The 18673-nt window shown below is 69.9% G+C and carries 16 protein-coding genes and 1 pseudogene; 10 read left to right on the top strand and 7 right to left on the bottom strand.

Annotated elements, in window-relative coordinates:
* The first annotated feature begins 81 nt into the window (after nucleotides 1–81).
* The gene (locus tag VEB62_RS08175) at nucleotides 82–1098 is read left to right on the top strand and encodes a polyprenyl synthetase family protein (RefSeq protein ID WP_414642001.1); all 1017 of its coding nucleotides are present in this window, start codon (nucleotides 82–84) and stop codon (nucleotides 1096–1098) included.
* Here VEB62_RS08175 and VEB62_RS08170 read toward each other — a convergent pair.
* Nucleotides 1095–2300: a pyridoxal phosphate-dependent aminotransferase gene (locus VEB62_RS08170; RefSeq protein ID WP_324797885.1), complete on the bottom strand. Its 1206-nt coding sequence runs from the start codon at nucleotides 2298–2300 to the stop codon at nucleotides 1095–1097. The two genes, VEB62_RS08175 and VEB62_RS08170, sit on opposite strands and share 4 nt — an antisense overlap.
* A 270-nt stretch (nucleotides 2301–2570) precedes the next feature.
* Between VEB62_RS08170 and VEB62_RS08165 the strand changes: the two are divergent.
* Nucleotides 2571–2855: pseudogene (locus VEB62_RS08165) on the top strand (winged helix-turn-helix domain-containing protein); the annotation flags it as partial.
* A gap of 748 nt (nucleotides 2856–3603) precedes the next feature.
* Here the strand turns inward: VEB62_RS08165 and VEB62_RS08160 are convergent.
* From VEB62_RS08160 to VEB62_RS08150, 3 genes are all read right to left on the bottom strand, one after another.
* Nucleotides 3604–4731: an SDR family oxidoreductase gene (locus VEB62_RS08160; protein WP_324797883.1), complete on the bottom strand. Its 1128-nt coding sequence runs from the start codon at nucleotides 4729–4731 to the stop codon at nucleotides 3604–3606.
* Entirely contained in the window at nucleotides 4731–6959 is a 2229-nt protein-coding gene (locus VEB62_RS08155; protein WP_324797881.1) for an amylo-alpha-1,6-glucosidase, read from the bottom strand. The genes VEB62_RS08160 and VEB62_RS08155 overlap by 1 nt, the downstream gene beginning before the upstream one ends.
* 119 nt (nucleotides 6960–7078) lie before the next feature.
* Entirely contained in the window at nucleotides 7079–7531 is a 453-nt protein-coding gene (locus VEB62_RS08150) for a DUF2231 domain-containing protein (RefSeq protein ID WP_324797878.1), read from the bottom strand.
* A gap of 203 nt (nucleotides 7532–7734) precedes the next feature.
* On the opposite strand from VEB62_RS08150, the gene VEB62_RS08145 reads away from it, so the two are divergent.
* From VEB62_RS08145 to VEB62_RS08115, 7 genes are all read left to right on the top strand, one after another.
* A complete protein-coding gene (locus VEB62_RS08145; RefSeq protein ID WP_324797876.1) occupies nucleotides 7735–8454 on the top strand; it encodes a TVP38/TMEM64 family protein in 720 nt (239 codons plus the stop codon).
* Between the two features lie 237 nt (nucleotides 8455–8691).
* Complete coding sequence (locus tag VEB62_RS08140) at nucleotides 8692–9732, top strand: rod shape-determining protein (protein ID WP_056450471.1); 1041 nt, start codon at nucleotides 8692–8694, stop codon at nucleotides 9730–9732.
* 148 nt (nucleotides 9733–9880) lie between these two features.
* Nucleotides 9881–10933 (top strand): rod shape-determining protein MreC, encoded by a 1053-nt coding sequence (mreC, locus tag VEB62_RS08135; protein ID WP_324797871.1) that lies wholly within the window; start codon nucleotides 9881–9883, stop codon nucleotides 10931–10933.
* Nucleotides 10930–11448, top strand: coding sequence for a hypothetical protein (locus tag VEB62_RS08130; RefSeq protein ID WP_324797868.1), 519 nt, complete (start codon nucleotides 10930–10932; stop codon nucleotides 11446–11448). The genes mreC and VEB62_RS08130 overlap by 4 nt, the downstream gene beginning before the upstream one ends.
* On the top strand, nucleotides 11445–13520 hold the full coding sequence (gene mrdA, locus VEB62_RS08125) for a penicillin-binding protein 2 (protein WP_324797865.1): 2076 nt from the start codon (nucleotides 11445–11447) through the stop codon (nucleotides 13518–13520). The genes VEB62_RS08130 and mrdA overlap by 4 nt, the downstream gene beginning before the upstream one ends.
* Nucleotides 13517–14674, top strand: a complete 1158-nt coding sequence (rodA, locus tag VEB62_RS08120; protein WP_324797862.1) for a rod shape-determining protein RodA — start codon at nucleotides 13517–13519, stop codon at nucleotides 14672–14674. The genes mrdA and rodA overlap by 4 nt, the downstream gene beginning before the upstream one ends.
* Nucleotides 14675–14702: 28 nt before the next feature.
* The gene (locus tag VEB62_RS08115; RefSeq protein WP_324797859.1) at nucleotides 14703–15197 is read left to right on the top strand and encodes a DUF6173 family protein; all 495 of its coding nucleotides are present in this window, start codon (nucleotides 14703–14705) and stop codon (nucleotides 15195–15197) included.
* Between the two features lie 27 nt (nucleotides 15198–15224).
* On the opposite strand, the gene VEB62_RS08110 is transcribed toward VEB62_RS08115, so the two are convergent.
* Nucleotides 15225–15674 carry a cupin domain-containing protein gene (locus tag VEB62_RS08110; protein ID WP_324797856.1) on the bottom strand — a complete coding sequence of 150 codons (450 nt, stop codon included), beginning with the start codon at nucleotides 15672–15674 and terminating at the stop codon, nucleotides 15225–15227.
* Nucleotides 15675–15766: 92 nt separating this feature from the next.
* Nucleotides 15767–16741 (bottom strand): prolyl aminopeptidase, encoded by a 975-nt coding sequence (gene pip, locus VEB62_RS08105; RefSeq protein WP_324797853.1) that lies wholly within the window; start codon nucleotides 16739–16741, stop codon nucleotides 15767–15769.
* Between the two features lie 145 nt (nucleotides 16742–16886).
* Here pip and VEB62_RS08100 point away from each other — a divergent pair, with 145 nt between their 5' ends.
* Nucleotides 16887–18059 (top strand): MFS transporter, encoded by a 1173-nt coding sequence (locus VEB62_RS08100; protein WP_324797850.1) that lies wholly within the window; start codon nucleotides 16887–16889, stop codon nucleotides 18057–18059.
* Here VEB62_RS08100 and VEB62_RS08095 read toward each other — a convergent pair.
* Nucleotides 18045–18644: a hypothetical protein gene (locus VEB62_RS08095; protein WP_324797847.1), complete on the bottom strand. Its 600-nt coding sequence runs from the start codon at nucleotides 18642–18644 to the stop codon at nucleotides 18045–18047. The two genes, VEB62_RS08100 and VEB62_RS08095, sit on opposite strands and share 15 nt — an antisense overlap.
* Nucleotides 18645–18673: the final 29 nt, after the last annotated feature.

Genomic DNA, 18673 nt, shown 5'->3' with positions numbered 1-18673 from the left:
TGCGCCGCGACGCCGCCCTGCAAGCGGCGGCTGGATTTTCAGGCGTGATCCTCCCCCCGCGCCGTGCCCATGAGTTCTCCGTTGGACGCTGTCACCGTCGCCGAGTCCCGCCCCAAGGGAGACGTTGAACCGCTGGTGCGGTTGGCGAAGCGCGACATGGCCGCCGTGGACGCCCTGATCGTCGAGCGGATGCAGTCGCAGGTGCCGGTGATTCCCCTGCTGGCCGAGCATCTGGTCTCGGCGGGCGGCAAGCGCCTGCGCCCGTTGCTGACCGTGGCCGCCGCTCGGGCGTCGGGCGCGGTCGACGACATCGACGCCTCTCGCAAGCTGGCGGCGGCGGTCGAGTTCATCCACACCGCCACCCTGCTGCACGACGACGTGGTCGACGGCTCCAACCTGCGCCGCGGCAAGACCGCCGCCCATCTGATCTGGGGTGCGCCGTCCAGCGTGCTGGTCGGCGACTTCCTGTTCGCCCGCGCCTTCGAGCTGATGGTCGAGACCGGCCAGATGCGCGCCCTCGGCATTCTCGCCACAGCCTCCAGCGTCATCGCCGAGGGCGAGGTGCTGCAGTTGACCCGCGCCCACGACCTGAACCTCGACCAGGACACCTATCTGCGCATCATTTCGGCCAAGACCGCCGAACTGTTCGCCGCCGCCGCCGAGGCCGGGGCGGTGGGGGCCGGGGCCGACGAGACGGCGGTGCAGGCCCTGCGCGCCTACGGACTGAATCTCGGCATCGCCTTCCAGCTGGCGGATGACGCTCTGGATTACGGCGGCGCCTCCGCGACCCTGGGCAAGAACGCCGGCGACGACTTCCACGAGGGCAAGGTGACCATGCCCCTGTTGCTCGCCGCCGCCCGCACGCGCGGCCGCGAGGACGCCTTCTGGGACCGCACCATCAACCAGGGACAGCGCACCGACGACGACTTCCGCCGCGCCCGCGAACTGATCATCGGCACGGGCGCGATCGGCGCCACGCTCGACACCGCCTGGGACTACGCCGCCGCCGCCCAGACGGCGCTGAAGCCGCTGCCCGCCGGCGAATGGCGGGATGCGCTGGAGCAGTTGGCCGACTTCGCGGTCAGCCGGGCGGCCTAGCGCAGGCTCGCGCAGAACCGCTGGATGCGCCGGCAGGCCTCCTCCAGCACGCTCTCCGAGGTCGCATAGCTGATGCGGAAATAGGGGCTCAGCCCGAACGCCGAGCCCTGCACCACGGCGACGCCCTCGGCGTCCAGAAGTTCGGCGGTGAAGGCGTCGTCGCCGTCGATCACCGCCCCGCCTTCGGTCGTCTTGCCGATCAGTCCCTCGATCGAGGGATAGACGTAGAAGGCCCCTTCCGGGACGGCGCAGCGGATGCCCGTCGCCTGATTCAGCATCGACACCACCAGGTCGCGCCGCGCCTCGAAATGCTTGGCCCGCTCGGCGATGAAGTCCTGCGGCCCGTTCAGCGCCTCGACCGCCGCCCACTGGCTGATCGCCGACGGATTGGACGTCGTCTGGCCCGCCACCTTGCGCATCAGGTCGATCAGCGGCTTCGGCCCGGCGCCGTAGCCGATGCGCCAGCCGGTCATGGCGTAGGCCTTGGACACCCCGTTCACCGTCAGCGTTCGGTCGTACAGGTCCGGCGCCACCTCGGCGATGGTCCGGTAGTCGAAGTCCCCGTAGATCAGGTGCTCGTACATGTCGTCGGTCATCACCCAGACCTGCGGGTGGCGGCGCAGCACGGCGGCCAGCGCTTCCAGTTCCGCGCCCGTATAGGCCGCGCCGGTCGGGTTGGACGGCGAGTTCAGGATCAGCCACTTCGTTCGCGGCGTGATCGCGCCCTCCAGCGCCTCCGGCCTGAGCTTGAAGCCGTCGGCCTCGTGCCCGACCACCGTCACCGGCTCGCCCCCGGCCAGCAGCACCATGTCGGGATAGGACACCCAGTAGGGCGCCGGCACGATCACCTCGTCGCCCGGCGACAGGGTCGCCACCAGGGCGTTGTAGATCACCGTCTTGCCGCCCGGGGCGACATGGATCTGGTTCGTCTCGTACTTCAGGCCGTTCTCGCGCGCGAACTTGGCCGCCACGGCCGCCTTCAGCTCGGGGATGCCGTCGACATCGGTGTATTTGGTCTCGCCGCGGCGGATGGCGGCGATCGCCGCGTCCTTGATGTTGTCCGGCGTGTCGAAGTCCGGCTCGCCGGCGCCCAGTCCGATCACGTCGCGCCCCTCGCGCTTGAGTTCCCGCGCCCGGGCGGTCACGGCCAGGGTGGCCGAGGGCTTGACGCGGGCGAGGGCGGCGGACTGCAGGCTGGACATGGCGACTCCGGGGAAGGATCCGCAATCCTTACGCAGTTGCGAAAGAGCGATCAAATCCCGATGGCCGTCGTCAACCAGAGAACGACCAGCGGCAGCACGATCAGCGCCGCGACAGCAGCCCAGGCGGCTATAATCCAATGGCGCCGGCGCCGCCCGGCCCGGTCTTCCGCGTTTTCCGCCATTGCCATGCCTCGTGACGTGGGTGAGGCTCGCAGCCTGGCCTGTGCGGCGGCTGAGCGGCATGAGCAACTCCTGAGGTCCTGCTGAAAAATGGCGCCCGGCGGCTTTCGCTTCGAACGCTTTTGTCTCGATCCCCGCGACCGCCAGCTCAGGCGGGATGACGTGCCGGTGGAGCTGAACGCCCGTTATCTCGACGCTCTGGTCCTGCTGGTGCGCGAGCAGGGCGCGCTGGTCTCGAAGGACCGCTTTCTCGAGGAGGTCTGGCGCGGCGTGCCGGTCACGGACGAGGCGCTCACCCAGTGCATCAAGACGCTCCGGCGCCGGCTGGGCGACGACGCCGCCAATCCGCGCTTCATCGAGACGGTGCCCAAGCACGGCTACCGCTTTATCGCGCCCGTCGAACGTCTCGACGATGAACCGGGTCCCCGGGCGATCGCAGCAACCCGCCCGGCGCCGGACCTCCCGCCGCGCTATTCCTGGCGGCGGTTTCTCCTGCTTGGCGGAGCGGGGATGATCGGGGGCGGGTTCGCCGGCGTCTTCGGCGGCCTGTTCTATGGTTTCGCCGGGGCGTCGCAGCCGCTGCAGCCGGGCATGGGCGAGATCTCGGTGCTTCTCGTCCTCGTCTGCCTCACCATACTGGTCGGGCTGATGGGGGGCGCCGGGGTCGGCTTCGGGATCGCGGCCGCGGGCTTCGCGCCCGGTCGCTCCGCGGTCTGGCCCATAGCCGGCGGCGCTGTCGGAGGGCTGCTCGTGGGCGGCTTCACCAAGCTGCTCGGCCTCGACGCGTTCAACCTCCTGTTCGGCCAGTCGCCGGGCGAGATCACCGGGGGCCCCGAGGGCCTGTTGCTCGGCGGCGCGGTCGGCCTCGGGGCCTGGCTGGGAAGCCTCGCTGCGGGCGCGCCGTCGCTCCGGCGCGGCATGGCCGCCGCGGGTCTGGCCGGCGGCGCGGCGGGCGCCCTCATCCCCTTGCTGGGAGGCCGGCTGATGGCCGGCAGCCTTGATCTGCTCGCCCGCCGTTTCCCGGACTCGCGCCTCCGGCTCGATCCGATCGGCGGCCTGTTCGGCGAGAGCGGCTTCGGGCCGGTCAGCCAGGTGGTGACCGGGGGACTGGAGGGGATGCTGTTCAGCGCCTGCGTTGTGGGCGCGATGATCCTCGCCCGGCGCAGCCTGACCGGGAGCGATGCGCCGACCCTGCAGGGCTGGACGGCTGCCGGCGATCATCGGGCATACGGCGCAACGCCAGCGCCGCCAGTCCCGCCAACGCCGCGGTGACGCCCAGGGCCGCAAGCCGCGCCACCAGCGGATCGAACGCCGCCACCGACGGCCTGGCTCGCGCCGAGAACCGTCCGTGGACGGTATGACCGCCCTCGGCGGGCCCGAACAGATTGTCCTCCTGGCCCGGTGGCTGGACCTCCTGGCTGAGCTGGGCGTCGTAGCCCTCCCTGGCCAGGTAGCGGTCGAGATACCCCGGCGCCAGTGCGGCGCCGGCGATCAGCTTCAGCGTCGGCCACCCGATCCACACCTCGCGCGGAACGTCCCGCGAGGCCCGCCAGACGATGTCGGCGATGGCCTCGGGCTGGAAGATCGGCGCCACCGGCTGTGGGCGGCGCGGGAAGACGGTCCGGGCCCAGTCGAACTGGGGCGTGTTCACCGCCGGCAACTGCAGCATGGTGATGCGGACGCCCGACGTCTCGCGACGCAGTTCGCTGCGCAGGGCGTCGGTGAACCCGCGGACCGCGAACTTGGCGCCGCAATAGGCCGACTGCAGCGGAATGGCGCGGTAGCTGAGGGCCGACCCGATCTGGATGATCACGCCGGCGTCGCGAGGCCGCATGTGGGTCAGCGCCGCCATCGTCCCGTGGACGCAGCCCAGATAGGTCACTTCGGTGACGCGCCGGAATTCCTCCGCCGACATCCGCGAGACCGGCGCGTACATGGTCACCATGGCGTTGTTCACCCACACGTCGATGCCGCCCCACCGCCGCGCCACCTCGTCCGCGGCCGCGGAGACCGCCGCGGCGTCGCTGACATCGGCCACAAGGGCGAGGGCCTGGCCGCCCGCCGCCTCGATCTCGCGCGCCGCAGAGTCCACGCCGTCGCGGGACCTCCCGAGCACGGCCACGCGGGCGCCGCCCCGGGCGAACCGCAGGGCGATGGCCCGTCCCACGCCGGCCGAGCCTCCGGTGATCACGACCGAGCGGTCGTCCTGACCGTTCCCCGCCGGCCTGTCCGTGGGCGCCGTGCGGGACATCAGTGCGTCAGCCCCGCCAGGATGTCCCGGGCGCGTTCGCCGAAGTCCGCGGTCAACGACCACGGGCTCGGCTGCCGGACAACGTGCAGGGAGCCCTGTTTGTCGAGCACCTCGTAGTCGCTGCGTCCGTCCGGTCGGCGGAAGAAGCGAAGGCTGACCACGGCCTCGGCGACGCGCATCCTCGAGAGGGTGATCTCCGGCAGCCATGGCGGCAGCTGCGGGTCGATGAACAGCATCTTCAGGGGCGCATAGGGCTGCAGCCCGAGCAGGGCCTGGAGCAGGGTGTAGGGGGTCGTCGCCGACCAGGCCTGGGGCGCGTTGGCGGCCGGATAGACCGCCGGGAAGGGATGGTCCGCATCCCGCGCATGTCCGCAGATGCACTCCGGCAGCCGGTAGTGGTCGAACAGCGCCGCGGTCTCGAACTGTGCGCGGCAGATCTGCTCCACACGATTGTGGCAGCCGTAGCGATAGGCCCCGACCGCGAACGGGCCGTGCTCCACCGGCCAGACCGTTCCGCGATGATAGGCGTACGGATTGTACGACGGATGATCGGAGGACAGGGTGCGAACCCCCCATCCGCTGAACATGTCGTCGGCGAACAGGCGATCCAGCGTACGTGTCACCAGCGACGTGTCGGCGATCCCCGTCGCCACGCAATGCAGCGCGTTCGAGCCGATCGACCGGACCTGGCGTCCGTCGGCGTCGAGGGCCATGGCGAAGCTGCCCTCGTCTTCCATCCAGAAGGCCGCGTTGAACCGCTTCTTGAGCTCCGTCGCCTCGTCGGCAAGGCGTTTCGCCTCGTCCCGGCGGCCGAACCACCACAGGACCTCGGCCAGGTTCAGCTTGGCGGCGTAGGCGACGCCCTGTTCCTCGCAGGTGGCGATCGGCTTTACCGCCTCCGAGCCGTCGGCATGCACCAGCGCGTCGCCGGAGTCCTTCCAGCCCTGGTTCTCCGTCCCCATGATCGAGCGGGTCCGGTAGTCGAAGAAGCCGTCGCCATCCCGGTCGCTGCAGTCGTCGAGCCATTTCAGCGCGGAGATGGCCGGTTCGAGGAACGGCTCGACCTGCGCCTTGTCGCCGGTCCAGTGCCAGAGCTGGGCGACCACGAACGGATAGAAGCCCGAGGTGGTCAGGGAGCCGTAGCTGCGCCCCTGCGGCGTGAAGTTGAGGGCCGCCAACGGTCCTGTATGAGCCTCATGCAGCATCCGCCCCGGCTGCTCGTCGCGCCAGTCGTCCCGCGCCCGGCCCTGACGCGCCGCGAGCACCGGCAAGGTTCCGCGCATCAGGCTTGTGGACACCGGCGCGGCCTCCCAGGCGGCGGTCAGGGTGTCCCGGCCGAACAGCGCGACATAGAGGGGAAGGCCGGCCGCCACCGTCCAGGCATGGTCCCCGACATCGAGATCGAACAGGCGCAAGGCGGCGAGGTCGCGTTTGCCCTGATCGAGGGCGCCGACCACCACCGGGGCCAGGGTGCCGCTCTCGCCGCTCGAGAACCTCGTGGCCTCGTCGAGAAACACGGCCGTGCGGCGTTCGTACTCGTTGTCCGGCGCGACGAATGACCGGCATCCGTACATCGGCGGCAAGGCCTGGTCCTCGATCCGCGGCGTCAGGTCCACGCAGCAATGCCAGCGCTCGCGGGGCTCGAGGTGGATGGAAAACCGGATACGGCCGCCCTTGCGGCGCGGCGGCGTCGTGGCGTTGGAGAAGCGTATCCCGAGCCCGCGCCGGATGCGGGCCTCTCCCGCCTCGCCCTGGTGGGCGTAGCGGCGCCTGGCCTCATAGGTCGTCGTCAGCTCCCAGGTCTGGTCCCCCGCGGCCCAGACGGAGGACTTCCGGCCCGTCTGCCGGCGGTCGCCGCCGGTTTCCGAGGAGTCGGCGAAGTCGGACTCCAGTTCGAGCGTCAGCTCCAGCCTGACCGGCCAGCGCGCGAAATTCGTCAGGTCGACGTCCTCATGCATGCCGTCGCCCAGATAGCGCGAGAGCCTGAGTTCCACCGCCTCCTGGGCCGCTCCGGAGATCGGGTCGCGCTCCTTCTCGATCTCGCCCCCCGGTGCCGGAACGATGAAATAGCCCAGCCAGGAGCGCTGATCGACGTTCGAAGCCGAGACGGCCTGGGGTTCGACTCCGTCGATCAGGTATCGGTAGCGGGACAGCAGCCGGGTCTCGTGGACGAACAGGCCCCGGTCGAGCTGGGGAGCCAGCACGCCGTTGTCGTCGGTGGCCAGCACCGTGCGGCCGCTGCTGACATGGTTCGTGCCCGGACGGACGCGCAGGCGGATCAGGGAACGGTCGGGCAGATCCGCACGCGGGGTCTGCCCTGGATCAGCAGCGATTTTTCGCCGGCGGCTCACCGATCGGCGACGCCGACACGGCCGCGGTACACCATCTCCCAGCCCATCCAGCCGTTGAACAGCAGCAGCAGGGTCACCACCAGCGAGAGGCCGAGGCCCATCGGCACGACCGCGGCGGCAGGGTCGCCCAGCCGCAGGATCAGGTTCCACAGTTCGAGCAGCACGGCCGTGACATTGCCCACCAGGTGAAGCCAGGCCGGACGCAGCGCGCGGATCGCGCGGCTGCCCAGAAAGTCCGCCAGTCCCGCCAGAGCCGCAAGCGCCGCCATGACCAGGCCGGCCCCGATCAGCCACGCAGCGCCGCTGGCGAAGAACGCATTGCCGGTTTGCCAGTAGGCGACGTCCGCCGCGAACGCTCCGACAAAGAAGGCAATGGGGAAGGGGATAAGCATCGGGTGGATCGGGTGGCCCGCGATCTTCGCGGTCGTCTTGGGGTTTTCCAGGGACATCGGTTCGTCTCTTCAGTGACTGCGATGAAGACAGTCGGCGCCATCCTCGACCCAAGCAGAATGGGCGACGCGCGCAGTCCGTTTGCGTCATGGCGGCAACGCCCGGAAAGCCCGGCTGTTCCGGGGCCGCGGTCGCGGTCACGGTGAGCCACGGCCGGCCCTCGCCCTCGCCGACTTGGCCGCGGGATGTTAATCGCGACCTCATGGGCCGCATCCTCGACTTCATCCTCAACATGGAAGGCCGCCGCTGGCGGGCGGCGCTGGCGACGGCGCTGTTGCTCGGCGCCACGGTCGCCCTGTTGATGATCGGCAAGAGCCAGCTCGGGCTGGCGGCCGAGGAGAAGCTGGAGGCCTGGCTGCAAGGCTACGCCGGCAGTCCGTGGGCCTTCGCGGCCACCGTCATCCTGTTCATCGCCGCCGCCTTCATCGGCGCGCCGCAGTTCATCCTGATCGCCGCCTGCGTGGTCGCCTTCGGACCGTGGTCCGGCTTCCTCTACAGCTGGGCGGCGACCATCGCCTCGGCGGGCGTGACCTACTGGCTTGGGCGAGGCCCGACGGCGCGAATGCTGGATCGCTTCGGCGGCCGCACGCTTCACCGCCTCAAGGGCTTCGTCGGCAAGAACGCCTTCTACGCCAGTTTCATGATCCGCAACGTGCCGTCGGCCCCGTTTATCGTCGTCAACATGGCCTTCGGCGCCACCCGCGCCTCCTTCCCGGCCTACCTGTTCGGATGCGCGCTCGGCGTGCTGCCCAAGACCGCGCTGGTGGCCTTCTTCGGCGGGGCGGTGGCGGCGGCCGTGAGCGGAGACGGCGTCTGGACTTCACTGATCCTGGCCGGCGTCGCGGTGGTCTGGCTGGGCCTGATGCTGGGCGTCCGCGAACTGGTCAGGCGACGCGAGCGCGCGGCCGGGGCGCCGGACTGAAAAGCGTGGCTGACGGGAACGTGAACGGTCCCGGCGCGGATAGCGGCGGCGGCGGGCTTCGACGGCTCGCATGGGGCTTGTAATCCCCCCCGCACAAGGGCAAACGGGCCGGAAGGTCGGTCAGGCGATAACGATCAGGAGGCGGCGCGTGTGGGGATACGCGCGGCCGGGCGTCGCCGAAGCGGATCGAGACAGCGAACGCCCATTCCAGGCCCGAACGAACGGTATCCCGAACCCATGTTCTCCAGCATTTTCGGCGCGATCTCCAACGATATCGCCATCGACCTCGGCACCGCCAACACCCTGATCTACATGAAGGGCAAGGGCATCGTGCTGAATGAGCCCTCGGTGGTCGCGCTCCGCAATGTCGGCGGCCGCAAGATCGTCCACGCCGTGGGCATCGAGGCCAAGCAGATGCTGGGCCGCACCCCCGGTCACATGGAAGCCATCCGTCCGATGCGCGACGGGGTCATCGCCGACTTCGAAGTCGCGGAAGAGATGATCAAGCACTTCATCCGCAAGGTTCACAACCGCAAGGGCTTCGTGAACCCCAAGGTCATCGTCTGCGTGCCGTCGGGCGCTACCGCCGTCGAGCGCCGCGCCATCAATGATTCCTGCCTCAACGCCTCGGCCCGCCGCGTCGGCCTGATCGACGAGCCGATGGCCGCGGCGATCGGCGCCGGCCTGCCGATCCACGAGCCGACCGGCTCCATGGTCGTCGACATCGGCGGCGGCACCACCGAGGTGGCCGTGCTGTCGCTGTCGGGCATCGTCTATTCGCGTTCGGTCCGCGTCGGCGGCGACAAGATGGACGAGGCGATCATCTCCTACATGCGCCGCAACCATAACCTGCTGATCGGCGAGACCACCGCCGAACGCATCAAGAAGGACATCGGCACCGCCCGCATCCCCGCCGACGGCGAAGGCCTGTCGATCGACGTCAAGGGCCGCGACCTGATGCAGGGCGTGCCGCGCGAGGTCCGCATCTCCGAGCGCCAGGCCGCCGAGGCGCTGGCCGAGCCGGTGACCCAGATCGTCGAGGCTGTGAAGGTCGCCCTGGAGGCCACTCCGCCGGAACTGGCGGCCGACATCGCCGACAAGGGCATCATGCTGACCGGCGGCGGCGCCCTGCTGCGCGGCCTGGACGCCGAGATCCGCGATCACACGGGCCTGCCGGTCTCGGTGGCGGACGATCCGCTGTCCTGTGTCGCCATCGGCTGCGGCCGGGTGCTCGAGCATCCGCGCTGGATGAAGGGCGTGCTCGACTCGGCCCTTTAAGGCTCAGTTCTCAACACCGCCTCAAATCGCTGTCATCCTTGGCGTCATCGGGGATGCGGCGGTTTCCAAACGGCCCGGATTTTGCGATAGGCTCGGCACATCGGCAGGGGGCGTCCCGCTGATTCCCTTTTTCTGAGGAAGGCGCGCCGTGGCGTTTCGCGACGGACCGTTCGAAAACATCAAGGTGCCGCTGGTCTGGACCGCGGCGGTCACGGTCGTGATCGCCGCCATCGGCTGCGTGCTCCTGCTGATCAGCGACGCCCGGGCCCAGAATTCGCCCTACCAGCCGGTGCGCGCCGGCGTCGAAAGCGTCTCGGGTCCGGTCGGCGGCGTGTTCGCGGCCCCGGTGCGCTGGTTCGGCCACGCCTCGGACTATGTCGGCGGCTATTTCTTCGCCGTGTCCGAGAACCGCCGGCTCAAGCGCGAGCTGGCCGAGCTGCAGCCGTGGCGCGACCAGGCCATCGCCCTGAAGAACGTCAACGCCCGTTACGAGGCCATGCTGGGCATCCGGCCCGAGCCGCCGGTGGCCATGCGCACGGCCCGCTCCATCTCCGACACCCGCGGCCCGTTCTCCAACGCCCGCCTGCTCGACGTCGGCGCGGCCAGGGGCGTCAAGGTCGGCAATCCGGTGATCAACGAGCACGGGCTCGTCGGCCGCATCGTCGGGACCTCATCCAACGTCAGCCGCATGTTGCTGCTGACCGACGTGGCCAGCCGCACCCCGGTGCTGGTCGACCGCACCGACGCCCGCGCCCTGCTGACCGGCGACGGCTCGGGCAATCCGCGGCTCGAGTTCGTGCGCGGGGTCGGCTCGGTCCAGGCCGGTGATCGTATCCTGTCCTCCGGAGACGGCGGCGGCTTCCCGCGCGGCGTGCCGATCGGGGTCGCGGCCAGGGGCATCGACGGGTCGTGGCGGGTCAAGCTGTTCAGCGACCGCGGAGCCATCGACTACGTCCGTGTCATGCTGTTCGAGGATTTCGGCCAGCTGATCGGCGCCGACGACCTGAACGCCCCGCCCCTGGCCGCGCTCGACACCCTGGCCGAGGCCACCGCCGCCCAGACCACGGCCATCACCGACTCCGCCGCCCGCCGCGCCGCCGCGCGCGAGGCCGCCGCGACTCCCCCGGCCGCGACCCCAGCTCCGTCGACGGCCCAGCCCGTCCAGCCGCCGGCCCAGCCGGCGCCGGGAGGGACCGAATGAGACGCCCCGTCGCGGTCCGCGTCGTCGGGCCGATGCAGTGGATCGTCTATCCGGCGCTGATCTCCGTCGCGGCCACCATCGTCCTCCAGACTCCCGTCGAGCTGTTCGGCCTGCACCTGCCCGAGCCGGTCATCCCCATGGTGCTGGCCTTCGCCTGGCCCTTGATCCGGCCATCGGTGCTCGCGCCCATGGTGCTCGTCACCCTGGGCCTGGCTCTCGATATTCTGACCTACGGCCCGCTCGGCCTGTGGGGCCTGACCTTTCTGGCCATCTACAGCATCGTGCTGGCGTCGCGCAGCTTTCTGGCAGGCCAGGACACAGCGGTGCTGTTCGTCTGGTACGCCGCCTGCTGCGCCCTGGCCTTCCTGCTGGCCTATGTGGTCATGGCGTTCATCGCCCCGACGCCGGCCAGCCTGATCTCCGTTTTCCTGCAGTTGCTGCCGACCCTGCTGCTCTTCCCGTTCGCGCATCGCCTGATCGAGCGGTTCGAGGACGGCGACGTGAGGTTCCGATGAGCTCGGAACCCTCCATCTTCTTTTCCGACACCAACGAGCGGCAGGGCTCCTTCCTGCGCCGCACCTTCGTGCTCGGCGGGCTGACCACGCTCGGCGGCGTCGCCCTGACCGCCCGACTGGCCCAGCTCCAGGTGATCCAGGCGGGTGAATACGCCACCCTGGCGACGAACAACCAGTTCAACTTCCGCCTCGTGCCGCCGCCGCGCGGCCGCATCCTCGACCGCAACGGCGTGGTCATCGCCGGCAACCGCCCCAGCTTCCGGGTTCTGGTCGTCCGCGACGAGACCAAGGACCTCGACCAGACCCTCGACCTGCTCGGCCGCCTGCTGCCGGACACCCTGGAACGCCGCCGCGCCATCATCCGCGATGTGAACGCCGCCCCGCGCTTCAGCCCGGTCCCGGTCAAGAGCGACCTGACCTGGGAGGAGTTCGCCCGGGTCAACCTCTACGCCAACGAGCTTCCCGGCGTGATGGCCGACATGAACGAGGCCCGCTACTACCCGTTCGGCGGTTCGTTCGCCCATGTCATCGGCTATGTCGCCAAGCCCAACGACCGCGACATCAAGGCCATCGAGGAGCGCGGCGAAAAGGTCCCCGAGATTCTCTTCAACCCGGGCTTCCGCATCGGGCGCCAGGGCGTGGAGAAGGCCTTCGACACCGACCTGCGCGGCGAGGCCGGCGGCAACCGGGTCGAGGTCGACGCCCGCGGCCGCGTGGTGGCCGAGGACATCGGCGGTTCGAAGCCGGCGATCCCCGGCAAGGACGTCACCCTGACGCTCGACGCCGACGTGCAGAACCGGGCGCTGGAGGTCTATGGCGAGGAGTCGGGCGGCTGCGTGGTCATGGACGTCCGCAACGGCGACATCCTGTGCATGGTCTCGGCCCCGTCGTTCGACCCCAACCTGTTCGTCGGCGGCGTGCCCGGCAAGATCTACAACGCCCTGCGCGACTACGAACGCAAGCCGCTGCTGGACAAGGCCATCTACGGCACCTTCCCGCCGGGCTCGACCTTCAAGATGACCACGGCCCTGGCCATTCTCGACGCGGGCATCGACCCGACCGAGCGGGTGACCTGCACCGGCGGCTATCGCTACGGCAACCGCACCTTCCGCTGCTGGCGGCGCGGCGGTCACGGCTCGATGGACATGCACAACGCCATCAAGAACTCGTGCGACACCTATTTCTACCACATGTGCAACCGCGCCGGCATCGACCGGATCGCCCGGGTGGCCGAGGATCTCGGCTTCGGCCAGGCCTATGAGATCGGCATCGCCGGCCAGTCCAGCGGCACCGTCCCCTCGACGAAATGGAAACGTGACTACACCGCCCGCACCAAATGGGACGACGATGGAACCTGGTATCCGGGTGAAACCCTGTCGGTGTCGATCGGGCAGGGGGCCCTCGAGGTCAACGCCCTGCAACTCGCCGTCATGACCTCGCGCATCGCCAACGGCCGCAAGGCGGTGCAGCCACGTCTGGTCAAGGCCGTCGGCGGCAGGGAGCGCGCGGCCGCGCCGGCCTTCGCCGATCTGCCGTTCAGCAAGGAGCACCTCGACATCGTTCGCGGCGGCATGGCGGCGGTGGCCAACGACGTCACCGGCACCGCCTACCGGGCCTCCCAGCTCGGCCTCGGCGACATCCAGATGGCGGGCAAGACCGGCACCGCCCAGTCCCGCGACTACGGCTCCGGAGCGCGCGGGCCGCGCGACGCCGTCTGGACGCGCCGCGACCACGCCCTGTTCGTCGCCTTCGCGCCGCACGACGCGCCGCGCTACGCCATCGCCCTGATCATTCAGCACGCCCCGTCCGGGGGGGCCGCCGACGCCGCGCCCAAGGCGCGCGAGATCATGAAGACGGTCCTGCTCAAGGACCCCGACATGCGCGCCCGGATCGAACGGCCCCTGCCGCCCGAAGCCGTCGCGCCCATCGGCGCCGACGAGGGCGAGGCCGGCGCCGCGCCCGGCGGGGAGGTCACCGGCGCCGCCGCTGCGGAAATCGCCCCGCCCGCGCCGCAACCCGCGCCGACCGCCGCGACCGGCCCGCGTCCCTACCTGCCGGAGCCGCGCCGATGACCGCTTCCGCCCTGACCCGTCCCGGCGAGCGCGACCGGCTCTCGACCAAGATCGCCGAGCTGGACTGGCGGCTGGTCGGCCTGCTGTGCGCGATCGCGGGCGTCGGCGCGGCGATGCTTTACTCGATCACCGGCGGCGACTGGCAGCCGTGGGCGGCCAAGCACCTGCTGCGCTTCGGCGCGCTGCTGGTGGCGATGCTGGCGCTGGCGATGGTGCACCCGAAATGGTGGTTCCGCGCCGCCTATCCGCTTTACGGCCTGCTGCTCGTTCTCGTCCTGATGATCGAGTTCACCCCGCTCGGCTATACGGCCGGGGGCGCCCGGAACTGGCTCAACCTGGGCTTCATGCGCATCCAGCCCGCCGAGTTCGTCAAGCTCGGCCTCGTTCTGGCGCTGGCCCGCTGGTACCACAATCATTCGGCCCAGGACGCCCGCTGGTCGTGGAAGCTGCTGATCCCGGCCGGGATGATCGGCGTCCCCTTCCTGCTGGTGGCCAAGCAGCCCGACCTCGGATCGGCGATGGTCATCGGCCTGACCGGCGCCGCCGTCATGTTCGTGGCCGGCCTCAGCTGGCGCGTGATCGCCGCCGGGGCGATCGCGGCCGCGGCCATCATCCCGCCGTTCGTGATGTTCGGCATGCATGAATACCAGCGCAACCGGGTGCTGACCTTCCTCAGCCCCGAGAATGACCCGTCGGGCACGGGCTACAACATCATCCAGTCCAAGATCGCCCTCGGGTCTGGCGGATTGCTGGGCAAGGGCTATGGCCTCGGCAGCCAGAGCCAGCTCGAATTCCTGCCCGAACGGCATACGGACTTCATCTTCTCGACGGTGGCCGAGGAATTCGGCTTCGTCGGCTCCTTCACGGTTCTGGCCTGCTACGTTGCGGTGATCCTGATCGCCCTGCGTATCGCCTCGCTGGCCCACAGCCATTTCGGCCGCATCGCCGCCGCCGGGATGACGGCCTTCTTCGCTCTGTTCGTGCTGATAAACGGCGCCATGGTCATGGGCCTGGCGCCGGTGGTGGGCGTGCCGATGCCGCTGCTGTCCTACGGGGGGTCGTCGATGATGACGGTGATGATCGGCTTCGGCCTGGTTCTGTCCACCCGGGTGCATCGCTACGCCGAACTGCCCAAAGGCCACGGCCTGTTCTGATCGGCGTTTTCAGGCGTTAGGTTCGGTCATGACCAAAGCCAAAGCCAAAGCCGATTCCGCCGCTGCGAGCCCCGACGCGCCCGTCGTCGCGCCCGCCTCGCTGTTCTCCGATTGCGGCGACGCCCCATGCCCCGAGCCGGTCCTCCCGGCCGCCTCGCCCGAACAGACCGCCGCCCTGACCGACGGCGTGCGCATGCGCGAGAACCCGGCCGAATGGGCCTTCGTCCGCCTGTCCAAATTGATCGAGGATTTCGAGAAGGGCCTCGACCGGGACGAGGAGGTCGGCGCCCGCATCGTCGGCCTGCCCGGCGACGGCACGATGTCGATCGACGACATCGGCTTCTGGGGCCCGGACTTCATCCTGTTTCTCGGCAGGAACGCCGACGGCCGTCCGGTCCGCCTGATCCAGCACTACGCCCAGATCAACGTCCTGCTCGACGTGCGCAAGAAGCCCGAGGAACGCCCCGCCCGCCGCATCGGCTTCCAGCTCTCCGAAATGGTCGAGAAAACCAATCCGAAGTAGGCGGCTCCTCCGATCGGGTCCGTCGCTTCAGTCGAGCGACCCGGCATACGGCAGGGCGTCCACCGGCCCCTCGAACGCGATGAACAGCACGCAGGCTTCGCTGCCGACGCAGGCGGCCCGATGCGGCGCTCCCGCGGGCCCGTAGGCGTAGGAGCCCGCCCTCGGGATGGTCTCTGGCGCGTCCCGGTATTTGACCGTCATCCGACCGGCGGCGAGGACCATGCGCTCGGCGCTGGAGTGGGTGTGGGCGGGCAGGGCGACGCCGGCGGGCACGCGCAGGAAGACATCGGCGTTCGGCTGCCCCGGATCACCATGCAGGACCGCCAGTTCGCATCCCCCGGCGAAGATCGGAGGGCATGGCGACCAGTGAACAGCCGCGTCGTCCGGCGCCACGGCCAGCGGCCTCTCCGGCGTCGCCGACGATCCGGTCGCCAGCAGGGCCGCCGTGATGAGCAGGTATCTTTGGGGGGCGATCATCGGTGTTCCTCCTCGAACTGATCCGCGCGACGACTGTCCGTCGAAGGACAGGTCGGGAATAGTTCAGGAACTGAACCGACGTCGGTCGTCCGCTAGAGCCCGGCCGCCCAGTCCGTCGCCCGCACCAGGCTGTCGACGATGCCCGGCTCGGTCGAGGCGTGGCCGGCGTCCTTGACGATGTCCAGCTTCGCCTCGGGCCAGGCGCGGTGCAGCGCCCAGGCCCCCGAGAGCGGGGTCACCACGTCGAACCGGCCCTGCGCGATCCAGCACGGGATATGCCGGATGCGGCCGATGTTCTTCAGCAGCCAGCCTTCCTCGGGGAAGAAGCCGCCGTTGGTGAAATACCAATTCTCGATCCGCGCGAAGGCCACGGCGAAATCGGGTTCGGCGAACTTGTCGGGCCGCGCCTCGGGCCCCTCGACGCTGACCGTCTCACCCTCCCAGCTCGACCAGGCGATGGCGCAGCGTTCCCGCTCCGCCTGATCGTCACCGATCAGCCGCTTGTAATAGGCGCCCATCAGGTCGTGCCGCTCGTCCTCCGGAATCGGCGCGACGAACCGCTCCCAGGCGTCGGGGAAGAGGTTCGAGGCCCCTTCCTGATAGAACCAGTGCAACTCGGGCCGGGTCAGCAGGAAGATGCCGCGCAGCACCAGCGCCGCCGCCCGCTCGGGATGGGTGATGGCGTACGCCATGGCCAGGGTCGAACCCCAGCTGCCGCCGAACACCACCCATTTGTCGACGCCCAGCAGCTCGCGCAGCCGCTCGATATCCTCGATCAGGGTCCAGGTGGTGTTCTCTTCCAGCGACGCGTTTGGCCGGCTGTTGCCGCAGCCGCGCTGGTCGAACAGCACGATGCGGTATTTCGACGGGTCGAAATAGCGCCGCATGCCCGGATTCACCGCGCCGCCGGGTCCGCCGTGCAACACCACGACCGGCAGACCCTGGGGGTTGCCGCATTCCTCGTAATAGATCTCGTGAACGCCGCCGGTCGGCATGAAGCCTGTGGCGTAGGGTTCGATCTCGGGGAACAGGTCGCGGCGGGACGTCTCGGGCACGGGGAAGGCCATACGGTACTCGGTCTCGTTTCGTGGCTGTCAGGCGTGGGTCGTTTGTGTCGGCAATGCGGCAAGAGCAATCAAAAGCCAAGCCGGATCGACGTCAGATCGAGGAAGGCTAGCCGACAGAATCTTGCACGTCTGCTATTCGGCCGCCATGACCGCCGCCCAGCGCGTAGCTTTGCAGTATGTGTTGCTCTTCGGCGCCAGTGGTGTGTCCCTCCCGTTTGCAGGCCTTTGGTTTCGCGCGCAGGGGTTGAGCGGAGCCGAGATCGGGACCCTGCTGGCGGCTCCGATGCTGGCCCGCGTCGTCACCGGTCCCTTGCTGGCGGTGTGGGCGGACGGCTTCCGCCGCCGTCGCACGCCGATCGCCCTGCTCGGCCTGGCCATGGCCCTCGGCTATGGCGGCGCCGGCCTGGTCGAGGGATTCGCGGCCTGGGCCGCCTGCTGGTTTCTCGGCGCGACGGCCGCCGCCGCCCTGATCCCGCTGACCGACGTCCTGACCCTGCGGCTGGCGGCGCGTGACGGTTTCAGCTTCTCCGTGCCGCGCGGCTGCGGCTCGGCCGCCTTTGTCGCCGCCAACGTCGGCATGGGCGCCTTGCTGCTGACCGCCCCGGTCAACGTCATCATCCTCTGGACGGCCCTGACCGCCCTCGGCGCCGCCGCCGTCGCGGCCTTCGCCCTGCCGCCCGAGCCGGTCGCCGACGGGGAGGTCCTGGCGGGACTGGAGCGGTTCCGCGGCGTCGGGCGCCTGATCGCCGATCCGGTGTTCATGACCGCCATCTTCGCCGTCGGCGCGGTGCAGGCGGCCCACGCCTTCCAGTACGGTTTCTCGGCCATCCTGTGGAAAACCCAGGGGATAAGCGAGGCGGTGACCGGCCAGCTCTGGGCCTTCGGCGTCATCGTCGAGATCGGGCTGATGTGGCTGTTCGAACCGTGGCGCCGTCGCGTCGGCGTCGGGCCGTGGAGCCTGCTGATGGTCGGGTCGGCCGCCGCGGTGCTGCGCTGGAGCGCCATGGCCCTCGCTCCTCCGCTCTGGCTGCTCTGGCCGTTGCAGGCGCTGCACGCCCTGACTTTCGCCGCCACCTTCCTGGCCGGGGTGCAGATCGTCGAGCGGCTGGCCCCGCGCGACAGCCAGACCGCCGCGCAGACGCTGGGCTCGGTGCTGTCCGCGGGATTGCTGATCGGCCTGGCCACGGCCGCGTCGGGCCCGCTCTACGATCGCTTCGGCGCCGGCGGCTACTGGGCCATGGCCGCGATGGCCGCCGCCGGCCTGATCGTCGCCCTGCCGTTGCGACGAAGACTGGGATCCGCTCTAGCCGGCGCGTGAACGGGGCAGGGGCGACAGGTGGCGGGCCATAGCCTGGGCGGCGGTCTTCACCGCCCGCGTCACCGCCGCGTCGCCCTCGCCTTCCGGCGCCCGCAGCAGGCCGATGGCCGGAGTATCCACCCCCTCCTCAAGATTGGCCAGCACGCTGTAGAGCAGATAGCTGCCGACGTCGTCCTCGGCGTCGGACGAAGCGTCCGCGATCAGTCCGGCCTCGTTCAGGGCTCGCACCATATCGGCGACGGGGGCCGTGGCCCTGGCCACGCTCGGTCCGACCCGGTTCATCCGTCCGGCGCCGTCCAGGGTCCGGTTCTCCGCGCGAATCTGCACCCGGAAGCCGTCGCTGCGCCGCGTCCGGCCCACCAGCAGCAGCGCCCGCGTCCGCCCGTCGCTCAGGTGGGCCGACAGGGTCGAGGCCAGGATGTCGGGGTCCGCCGCCGGCACCGCCACGGTGCGCGCTCCGGCCGGGCTCCACGGCTGACCCGACAGGTCCTCGATCGGGTCCCACGCCGCCTCTTTCGCGTCCCAGGCGCAGATGACGATCGCCGGCCGGTGGTCCGACGACGTTGGGTCCGTGATATCGACCATTGACCGTGCCTGTCCGTGACAAAAGCGTG

Source organism: Brevundimonas sp. (assembly GCF_035626975.1).
Lineage (GTDB): Bacteria > Pseudomonadota > Alphaproteobacteria > Caulobacterales > Caulobacteraceae > Brevundimonas.
This window is presented reverse-complemented; position numbering and strand designations above follow the sequence as displayed.

Bases quoted from the DNA above. Each gene is read 5' to 3' on its own strand.
- VEB62_RS08145 (WP_324797876.1), top strand. From the start codon at position 7,735: ATGGGCCGCATCCTCGACTTCATCCTCAACATGGAAGGCCGCCGCTGG.
- VEB62_RS08150 (WP_324797878.1), bottom strand. From the start codon at position 7,531: ATGTCCCTGGAAAACCCCAAGACGACCGCGAAGATCGCGGGCCACCCG.
- pip (WP_324797853.1), bottom strand. From the start codon at position 16,741: ATGGCCTTCCCCGTGCCCGAGACGTCCCGCCGCGACCTGTTCCCCGAG.
- VEB62_RS08130 (WP_324797868.1), top strand. From the start codon at position 10,930: ATGAGACGCCCCGTCGCGGTCCGCGTCGTCGGGCCGATGCAGTGGATC.
- VEB62_RS08100 (WP_324797850.1), top strand. From the start codon at position 16,887: ATGACCGCCGCCCAGCGCGTAGCTTTGCAGTATGTGTTGCTCTTCGGC.
- VEB62_RS08110 (WP_324797856.1), bottom strand. From the start codon at position 15,674: ATGATCGCCCCCCAAAGATACCTGCTCATCACGGCGGCCCTGCTGGCG.
- VEB62_RS08140 (WP_056450471.1), top strand. From the start codon at position 8,692: ATGTTCTCCAGCATTTTCGGCGCGATCTCCAACGATATCGCCATCGAC.
- VEB62_RS08160 (WP_324797883.1), bottom strand. From the start codon at position 4,731: ATGTCCCGCACGGCGCCCACGGACAGGCCGGCGGGGAACGGTCAGGAC.
- VEB62_RS08095 (WP_324797847.1), bottom strand. From the start codon at position 18,644: ATGGTCGATATCACGGACCCAACGTCGTCGGACCACCGGCCGGCGATC.
- VEB62_RS08170 (WP_324797885.1), bottom strand. From the start codon at position 2,300: ATGTCCAGCCTGCAGTCCGCCGCCCTCGCCCGCGTCAAGCCCTCGGCC.
- rodA (WP_324797862.1), top strand. From the start codon at position 13,517: ATGACCGCTTCCGCCCTGACCCGTCCCGGCGAGCGCGACCGGCTCTCG.
- mrdA (WP_324797865.1), top strand. From the start codon at position 11,445: ATGAGCTCGGAACCCTCCATCTTCTTTTCCGACACCAACGAGCGGCAG.
- VEB62_RS08115 (WP_324797859.1), top strand. From the start codon at position 14,703: ATGACCAAAGCCAAAGCCAAAGCCGATTCCGCCGCTGCGAGCCCCGAC.